Source organism: Chloroflexota bacterium (assembly GCA_016235055.1).
Classification (GTDB): domain Bacteria; phylum Chloroflexota; class Anaerolineae; order JACRMK01; family JACRMK01; genus JACRMK01.
On the sequence record JACRMK010000062.1, the window covers coordinates 1 to 8,254 of the forward strand.

The following is an 8,254-nucleotide window of genomic DNA, read 5'->3' on the forward strand; positions in this document are numbered from 1 at the left end:
CCCAACGAAGTTGGGAGGGGGTCGGGGGGAGGGCAGCGCCACTTTTTCGGCGGGCCAGCTTGCGTGACAAGCGCCTGAGAGCCAGCGCATCGCAAGCGGCATTGGAAAGTACCCGTACAAAGCCAAATTGAGAATTGCTGTTCGCGGGCATGACGAGTTGCGCTGATGCCGAATCGATTATGTCCCGAAATTGGAATGCGCCCCGCCGATCTGCCGGCCGGCTGCGTTTGACGGTGCGACGCCTGTGATATAATTAGGTGCAGTGTGGATGAATCCACCATGACCTCGGTAATAGACTAGCGGAGGACGTTGCATTTATGAATTCCCGTGCGATCAGAAGCGCCTTTGTGTGGATTCTGATCCTGTTCGCTGTACTGGCCATTCTGTTTGGCGTCAACTTCAAGCCGCAGGTGCGGCCGGAACTGTCGCTGCAGAAGCTGGCGACCTCGATCAAGAATGGCGAAGTCAAGAAATTGAGCGTGCAGGGCGATGATATTACCATCCTGCTCAACAATAAGAACGAGTTCTCGTCGCGCAAGGAAAGCCGCTCCAGCGTGGTCGAATCGCTCAAGAATCTGGGCGTCACACAGGATGAATTGAAGGGCGTCGAGATTGAGATCCAGAACCCGAGCGAGTGGGGCAGTTGGCTCAATATCGCCATCAGCATCCTGCCGTTCCTGTTCGTCGGCGGATTCCTGCTGTTCATGATGCGCCAGGCGCAAAGCAGCAATAACCAGGCGATGATGTTCGGCAAGAGCCGCGCGCGCATGTTCACCGGCGACAAGCCGACGGTGACGTTCGCCGATGTGGCGGGCGTGGAAGAGGCGAAGCAGGAGTTGCAGGAAGTCGTCGAGTTCCTGAAGGAGCCGGAGAAGTTCACGGCGCTCGGCGCGCGCATTCCGAAGGGTGTGCTGCTGGTCGGGCCGCCCGGCGCGGGCAAGACGCTGCTGGCGCGCGCAGTGGCGGGCGAGGCCGGTGTGCCGTTTTTCTCCATCTCCGGTTCGGAGTTCGTCGAGATGTTCGTCGGCGTCGGCGCCAGTCGCGTGCGCGACCTGTTCGACCAGGCCAAGCGCAACGCGCCGTGCATCATCTTCATTGACGAAATTGACGCCGTCGGGCGCCATCGCGGCGCGGGGCTGGGCGGCTCGCACGACGAGCGCGAGCAGACGCTCAATCAGATCCTGGTAGAGATGGACGGCTTCGACAACCAGACGAACATCATCATCATCGCGGCGACCAACCGCCCCGATATCCTCGACCCGGCGCTGCTGCGCCCCGGTCGCTTCGACCGCCGCGTCGTGCTCGACCGCGCGGACCTGGCCGGCCGCGAGGCAATCCTCAAAGTGCACAGCAAGGGCAAGCCGCTGGGCACGGACGTCGACCTGCATCGCGTGGCGGCCCAGACGATCGGGTTTTCGGGCGCCGATCTGGAGAACCTGGTCAACGAGGCGGCGATTCTGGCCGCGCGGCGCAACCTGAAAGCGATCGGCATGAGCGAGTTCCAGGAGTCGATCGAGAAGGTCATCGCCGGGCCGGAGCGCAAGAGTCGCACCATCAGCGAGCACGAGAAGCAGGTGGTGGCATATCACGAGGCCGGGCACGCCGTGGTGACCAAGATTCTGCCGAACAGCGATACCGTGCAGAAGGTGGTGTCGATTTCGCGCGGGATGGCGCTGGGCTACACGTTGATCATGCCCGACGAGGATCGCTACCTGCAGAGCCGGGCCAAGTTCGAGGACGATCTGGCCGGGCTGCTGGGCGGGCGCGCGGCCGAGGAGATCGTCTTCAACGATATCACGACCGGCGCCAGCAACGACCTGGAGCGGGCGACCAAGCTCGCGCGCGCGATGGTCACGCAGTACGGCATGAGCCGCAACCTGGGACCGCGCACGTTCGGCAAGAAAGACGATATGGTGTTCCTCGGACGCGAGATCTCCGAGCAGCGCAACTACAGCGACGAGGTTGCCGAGCAGATCGACAGCGAAGTGCGCGCTATCATCGAGCGGGCCTACCAGCGCTCCAAGCAGACGCTGACGCAGTATCGCGACAAACTGGACACGCTAGCCAAGATGTTGACGGTTGCCGAGACGGTGGACAAAGCGCAGTTCGACGCGCTGTTCGTCTGAGTGAAAATCGAACGTCGTAGCGCGCAGACCTGACCAGCAGTCAGGTCTGCGGCTTTATGGAGCGCACATGGGAACGCTGCAGGCCGGTCTGACCGGCCGGATTGAGCGCGTGGTGACGGAGGCGATCACCGCGCGTCACATGGGCAGCGGGAGCGTGCCGGTACTGGCGACGCCGATGCTGATCCTCGCGATGGAGGAGGCGAGTCATCGCGCCGTCGAGCCATGCCTGCCGCCCGGCCAGAGCACCGTCGGCACGCAGGTGAACATTCGTCATCTGGCTGCAACGCCGCTCGGGCAGACTTTCCGCGCCGAGGCCGAGCTGGTTGAAATCGATGGCCGCCGCCTGCGATTCCGAGTGGTCGCTTTCGACGCCATCGAGAAAATCGGCGAGGGCGAGCACGAGCGCTTCATCATCGACGTCGGCAAGTTCGCAGAGCGGTTGCGCCGAAAACAGGATGCCGCGCCGGCCTGATCACTGCGGGCCGCCCCGCGCGGCTCGACCACACGAGGACATAACCGCATGACCGAATTCGATACGCTGCGTGAACTCCTGGAGTACCCGCTGGGTAGTGCCGACGCCGTCTTCGAGCGCTTTGCCGCGCTGCCGGGCGCCGTGTTTCGCGGTTCCGGCAAGGAACGGTTCCTGTTTGTGCCGGGCACGCGCACCAACAAGGTTGTGCTGATCGCGCACGCCGACACGCATTGGGACGCCCGCCATGCGCGCTATCCCGATCTGGACGTGAGCATGCCGCGCCGCGTCTCGTACCGGCACGGCGACTTCGTGTCGCGCAGCGCCCGTTCCGGCATTGGCGCCGACGACCGCGCCGGCTGCGCCATGCTCTGGCTGCTGCGTGACATGGGCCATGCGCTGCTTGTGCCGGACTGCGAAGAGGGGGGACTGATCGGTTCGCGCTGGCTGATGGACGCCAACCCGGATATCGCCGACCTTCTCAATCGCGATCACCAGTTCATGGTCGAGTTTGACCGGCAGCACGCGCGCGAATTCAAGTGCTATGAAGTGGGCACCGATGCGTTCCGCGCGTATGTGGCGGACAAGACCGGTTACACGGAGCCCGACCGGCTGCGCGGATCGGATATCAAGGCACTCTGCCGCGATATTTGCGGCGTCAACCTCAGCGTCGGATACGCCGACGAGCATACGCCCGGCGAATATATTCGTTACGCCGACTGGAAGCACACGCTCGACATGTCGCGCGCGTGGCTGTCGGAGCCGGACCTGCCGCGCTTCGATCTGCCGAAAGCAGCATAGCCGCCGGCGCCGCTCTGAACACAAACACGATGCCCAGCGGCAGTTATGCCGCTGGGCATCGTGTGCAAGCTAACGAGCGACGTGTTTAGTGCTGCACGATACGCTTCAACGACTTGGCCTGCTTGACCCACTCGGCCACGCGCGAGGCAGCCGGCAGTTGCTTGACGCGCTTCTTCTTGGCGTTCACCTTCGCCAGCGCCTCATGCAGGTTGACGGCATTGCGCTTGCCGAGTTCGATGACCGAATCTACGCCTGTCGCTTCGAGCAAGTCGGCGTATTGCTCGCCAACACCCTTGATGCGCGCCAGATCAGCCCGGTTGACCCACTCTAGAATTGACGATTCCGCGTAGCCGGACTTGGCGGCCAGTTCTTTGCGACCCTTGGCGGTCGCGCCGGCCGCCAGCAACCCTGCCACCGACTTGACGCCTGCTGCGGCGAACTTGACGGCTTTGGCAGATCCGATGCCCTTGATGTCTGCGATTTTGGCCATGCCTGCTCCTTGTGGCCGCGGGATGGATTTGTGTGTCCGTTGAGAACGCTTCCCGTCGGTCATTGACACACAATTGTAGGTCGTGTCCCGCGAAACGGCAAACCAGCAATTCTCATTTTGGCTTTGGACGGGGTGCTTTCCAATGCCGGCTTGCTATGAACTGGCCCCCTGGTGCTTGTCACGCAAGCTGGCTCGACAAGAAAGCGGCGTTGCCCTCCCCCCGACCCCCTCCCAACTTCGTTGGGAGGGGGCGAGATTCTAAGGGGAGGTGCGCGGCGGCGCAGCCGCCGCGCACCTCCCCGTTAGCTTTTCCCCTTCTCCCCCGCGCGCGGGGGAGAAGGGGCCAGGGGATGAGGGGGCAACCTGGTGGACAGACTCCAAATTGAGAATTGCTGACGGCAAACGGCCCATTTTGGCGCAACGTCAACGCCGGCCAGGTCTTTTACGCCGGCGGCCACACAACTATCTGCTCGTAGTGTTCAACTGCCGGAAACGGGTCATAGAAGTGGTGCAACGCGCGCTTCCACTCCTGATATTGTGGCGAGCCGCGAAAGCCGACCGTGTGCGCTTCCAATGTCTCCCAGCGCGCCAGCAGGAGGTAGCGGTTCTCTGCTTCAACGCACCGCTGCAACTCGTGCCCCAGGTAGCCGGGTATCGATGCGATCAAAGGTGCCGCTGCGGCAAACGCGGACTCGAATGTTGGGCCGGCACCGGGCCGCACATTGAGAATGGCAACTTCCAGAATCATGCAGACCTCGTGGTAGCCGACGGCGCTCCGAATGGCCGGCAGCGCCTGAGACAGCGCACGCGTGCGCTTCGAAGCGTCGTCGGGCAATCAACGGCGGCTGTATATCGTTACGTCCCCTTGAGCGAAGACCGGAACGAAGCGGGCCGGCAGCCGCGCAGTTCCCATGGCGCGCTCACGGGGCCCGATGAAGATGTATGTTACCGGCGCAAGCAGCGCGCTGCTAGCGGGCAGGGCGCCGCCAAAATAGCTCTCGACGGCCTGTTGGGTGGCTGCCGCATTCAACGTCATGTGCGGATGCCCGTACACCGTGCGCTGATCGGTCCATGCCGGGATAAACAGGCCTGCGAGCGGTGACGCAAGCACCGCGCCGTCTGGCGGCTGCGCGCGCAGAAACTTGAAGGCGGCCCACTCATCGGCGCTGAGAAACATGTATGACGGACGTTGCTGTGCCTGCGCGGCCGTATAGATCGGCAGGACCAGCGCGCTCAGGCTGCAGAACACGACCAGCGTGAACGGCGCGATGTGTAACCATTGTGCTTGCAGCCGCCGGTAGCCAACGACGGCGAGACAGGCGACTGGGATGCTCAGACCGAAAGCGAAACGCCTCTGGTGATGTGTCAGAGGCTCGTACAACATCAGTGCGCCCAGCGCAAGCCACAGCAGGAGTAGTTGTCCGTTCGGGCGACTGATTCCCCAGCCGTGCGCGGTCGGAGTGCGCCACTGCGCGATCAGCATCGCCGTGCCGACGAGCGCCAGCGCCAGCGGCGCGCCGCCGGCGATCACGTAGTCGACGGGCGAGGGAGACAGCGTAACGTCTTGCGCCTGCCAGCCGGCAAACGACGAGAAATGGGACTGCGCCCATGCATAATACAGCGCCCATGGTCCCGCACCAGCGATGACCGCCGCTCCACGCATGACCAGTTCGTGCGGCCACGCGCCGGATCGCAGTCGCCGGGCCAGATGCCAGGCCGCTATGACAACCCCGGCCACGACGAGGGGGTACGGCTGCATCGCGCCGAGCAACGTCGCGCCAAGTAGCAAGCGCAGCCACTCGCGCCGATTCAAGGGCGCCGGGCTGACAAGCAATTCCATCAGCCATAACAGGCAGGCCATTGAGAGGGCGAAGTGCGGGCTGGCGAGCATGGCCTGAAAGACCGAAACTTCGTACTGCCAGATATCCGGCGCAATGTATCCGCCGATGAGCGCCAGCCATCCGAATCCCGACCCGAGGGCAGCCAGCAGAAACGCCAGTCGTCGGTCGGCGGTCGTGTCGAAAATGCGTCCCAGGAAGGCGTAGAGCGAGGCCAGCAGTATCGCGCCGGCTGCGGCGCGCGCCGCATGGAACACGACGATAGGCTCGCCGCCCAGCCAGGCTGACAGATGCCCAAGGAACAGATAATGCGGATAGAGCAGGATTGGCTCCGTGTCTGTAGCCGTGAAGGGTAGCACGAACAACCAGAAGCCGCGCGCGCCTTCGCGCATGGCCGCCAGGTATCCGGCCGCATCGTCCCACGCATACAGGAAGCCGAGGAAATGAAAGTTGGACGGCGTCAGTGCGCCAACGAGTGCAACCGGGCCAACGGTAGCCGCGATAATCGGAAGCGTCGCCCACGCCACCCAACGCCATTCACGGCCGCTGATGGGGGGCATTGTAATACCGCTTGCTGTATACGTCGGCGCCATACTGTGGTGCGGAAGGCCCGACTAGGAGTTGGCGCGGCGCGCGATGATGGTGGTGTATGCGCGCCGGCCGTCGTCGGTGTCGGTTGCGGCGACGATCTGCATGCCGGCGAACATTGCACGACCGCGGTCCGCGTCGTATAGGAATGCGGGGTTAAACGCCGGGCGCTGGCGCCGGTCGGCCTCGGTATAGGTCTCGAAGAACACGGTGCCGCCCGGGCGCAACAGCCGGCTGAAGTTCACGCCGGGCTCGAAGAAGTACAGGCAGAGGATGCTGTCGAACGACTCCGGCGCGAAGGGCAGGTGGCGCGCATCGGCCTGAACCGGCCAGATGCGCGGGGCGGCCGCTTCAGCCAGTGCCGCGTCGCTGATATCGGCTACGATGACGGTGCAATCCGGGAACAGTCGTGCATTGGCGCCGACGCCGCCGGCGATATCCAGGATGCACCCGGGCCTCAGTTGTCCACGCAGCGACTGCAGGCGGGGATTGGGCAGACGCGGGCCAAGGCCCGACTCGTACCGCGCGTTCCACCGCGCACGATCGTGCGCGGCGCTATCGGTGCTCATCACGCGGGAGTATAGTCGTCCGGCGGCAAAACACCAAAGCAAACCATCCCGCGCGTATGGTAATTCGGTACCATTGCGGCCCAAGGCAGAGTGCCTATAATGAATATCAGAATCAATTGGGTCGCAAGGCCCGCTTATCATAGCAAAGGAGATTATCCCATGTTGTTCAACCCGCGTGAAGAAGGACAAGGCCTCGTCGAGTATGCGCTGATCCTGGTGCTGGTGGCGGTCGTGGTGATTGCGATCCTGACGCTGCTGGGGCCGGCAGTCGGTAATGTGTTCAGTTCGATCAAGAACGCGTTCTAGCCGCCCGATCGTCAACCACATACGGACAATAGAGGAGCCGCAGCCATGCTGCGGCTCCTCTGATTTGTGCGAATATAAGCTGGCCGGGCGGCTTAAGCAACTTTGGTATTGCGGTACTATTGAAAATACGCCGGAACTGTGTAGAATGAATATCAGAGTCAATTGGGTCGCAAGGCCCGCCTATCATAACAAAGGAGATTATCCTATGTTGTTCAACCCGCGTGAAAAAGGACAGGGCTTGGTCGAGTATGCGCTTATCCTGGTGCTGGTGGCGGTCGTGGTAATCGCGATCTTGACGCTGCTGGGACCGGTGGTCGGCAATGTGTTCAGTTCGATCAAGAACGCATTCTAGCTCATCGTTCGCCAACCGCATATGGATGGACATAGGGGCCGCAGTCCTTGCTGCGGCCCTTTCATTTATGCTAACATGGTTCGTCTGGGCGACTTAAGTGATTTTGGTATTGCGGTACTATTGAAAATACGCCGGAATTGTGTAGAATGAATATCAGAATCGATTGGGTCGCAAGGCCCGCTTATCATAGCAAAGGAGATTATCCCATGTTGTTCAACCCGCGTGAAAAAGGACAAGGCCTCGTCGAGTATGCGCTGATCCTGGTGCTGGTGGCGGTCGTGGTGATTGCGATCCTGACGCTGCTGGGGCCGGCGGTCGGTAATGTGTTCAGTTCGATCAAGAACGCGTTCTAGCCGCCCGATCGTCAACCACATACGGACTAATAGAGGGGCCGCAGCCATGCTGCGGCCCCTCTAATTTGTGCGAAGATAGATCAATTGAGTTGCCCCGGCCAATTCAGAACTGTTGTACTATTGAGAATCTACGATAATTGGTTAAAATATGTATCAGAGTCAATTGGGTCGCAAGGCCCACCTATCATAGCCAGCAATTCTCATTTTGGAGTCGGCCGCCAGGTTGCCTCCTCATCCCCTGGCCCCTTCTCCCCCGCGCGCGCGGGGGAGAAGGGGAAAAGCTAACGGGGAGGTGCGCGGCGGCGCAGCCGCCGCGCACCTCCCCTTAGAATCTCGCCCCCTCCCAACGAAGTTGGGAGGGG

At 62.1% G+C, this 8,254-nt stretch carries 10 protein-coding genes; 6 read left to right on the forward strand and 4 right to left on the reverse strand.

The features are described from left to right. Window positions 1-317: 317 nt before the first annotated feature. The 3 genes from ftsH to HZB53_16110 all read left to right on the forward strand — a co-directional run bounded on the left by ftsH (window position 318) and on the right by HZB53_16110 (window position 3,396). Complete coding sequence (gene ftsH / locus HZB53_16100; GenBank protein MBI5879170.1) at window positions 318-2,126, forward strand: ATP-dependent zinc metalloprotease FtsH; 1,809 nt, start codon at window positions 318-320, stop codon at window positions 2,124-2,126. Between the two features lie 67 nt (window positions 2,127-2,193). Continuing rightward, window positions 2,194-2,598 (forward strand): thioesterase family protein, encoded by a 405-nt coding sequence (locus HZB53_16105; GenBank protein MBI5879171.1) that lies wholly within the window; start codon window positions 2,194-2,196, stop codon window positions 2,596-2,598. Between the two features lie 48 nt (window positions 2,599-2,646). Beyond that, complete coding sequence (locus HZB53_16110) at window positions 2,647-3,396, forward strand: hypothetical protein (GenBank protein ID MBI5879172.1); 750 nt, start codon at window positions 2,647-2,649, stop codon at window positions 3,394-3,396. Window positions 3,397-3,481: 85 nt separating this feature from the next. Here the strand turns inward: HZB53_16110 and HZB53_16115 are convergent, their stop codons facing one another. The 4 genes from HZB53_16115 to HZB53_16130 form a co-directional block, all read right to left on the reverse strand. Continuing rightward, window positions 3,482-3,886: a DUF4332 domain-containing protein gene (locus HZB53_16115; protein MBI5879173.1), complete on the reverse strand. Its 405-nt coding sequence runs from the start codon at window positions 3,884-3,886 to the stop codon at window positions 3,482-3,484. Window positions 3,887-4,328: 442 nt separating this feature from the next. Further along, window positions 4,329-4,634 carry an antibiotic biosynthesis monooxygenase gene (locus HZB53_16120; protein ID MBI5879174.1) on the reverse strand — a complete coding sequence of 102 codons (306 nt, stop codon included), beginning with the start codon at window positions 4,632-4,634 and terminating at the stop codon, window positions 4,329-4,331. Between the two features lie 87 nt (window positions 4,635-4,721). Beyond that, window positions 4,722-6,284, reverse strand: a complete 1,563-nt coding sequence (locus HZB53_16125; protein ID MBI5879175.1) for a hypothetical protein — start codon at window positions 6,282-6,284, stop codon at window positions 4,722-4,724. A gap of 54 nt (window positions 6,285-6,338) precedes the next feature. Continuing rightward, window positions 6,339-6,881, reverse strand: a complete 543-nt coding sequence (locus HZB53_16130) for a class I SAM-dependent methyltransferase (protein MBI5879176.1) — start codon at window positions 6,879-6,881, stop codon at window positions 6,339-6,341. A gap of 159 nt (window positions 6,882-7,040) precedes the next feature. On the opposite strand from HZB53_16130, the gene HZB53_16135 reads away from it, so the two are divergent. The 3 genes from HZB53_16135 to HZB53_16145 all read left to right on the forward strand — a co-directional run bounded on the left by HZB53_16135 (window position 7,041) and on the right by HZB53_16145 (window position 7,892). Further along, complete coding sequence (locus HZB53_16135) at window positions 7,041-7,187, forward strand: Flp family type IVb pilin (protein MBI5879177.1); 147 nt, start codon at window positions 7,041-7,043, stop codon at window positions 7,185-7,187. A 205-nt stretch (window positions 7,188-7,392) separates the two neighbouring features. Next, on the forward strand, window positions 7,393-7,539 hold the full coding sequence (locus tag HZB53_16140) for a Flp family type IVb pilin (protein MBI5879178.1): 147 nt from the start codon (window positions 7,393-7,395) through the stop codon (window positions 7,537-7,539). 206 nt (window positions 7,540-7,745) lie between these two features. Continuing rightward, window positions 7,746-7,892, forward strand: a complete 147-nt coding sequence (locus tag HZB53_16145; protein MBI5879179.1) for a Flp family type IVb pilin — start codon at window positions 7,746-7,748, stop codon at window positions 7,890-7,892. Window positions 7,893-8,254 lie beyond the last annotated feature (362 nt).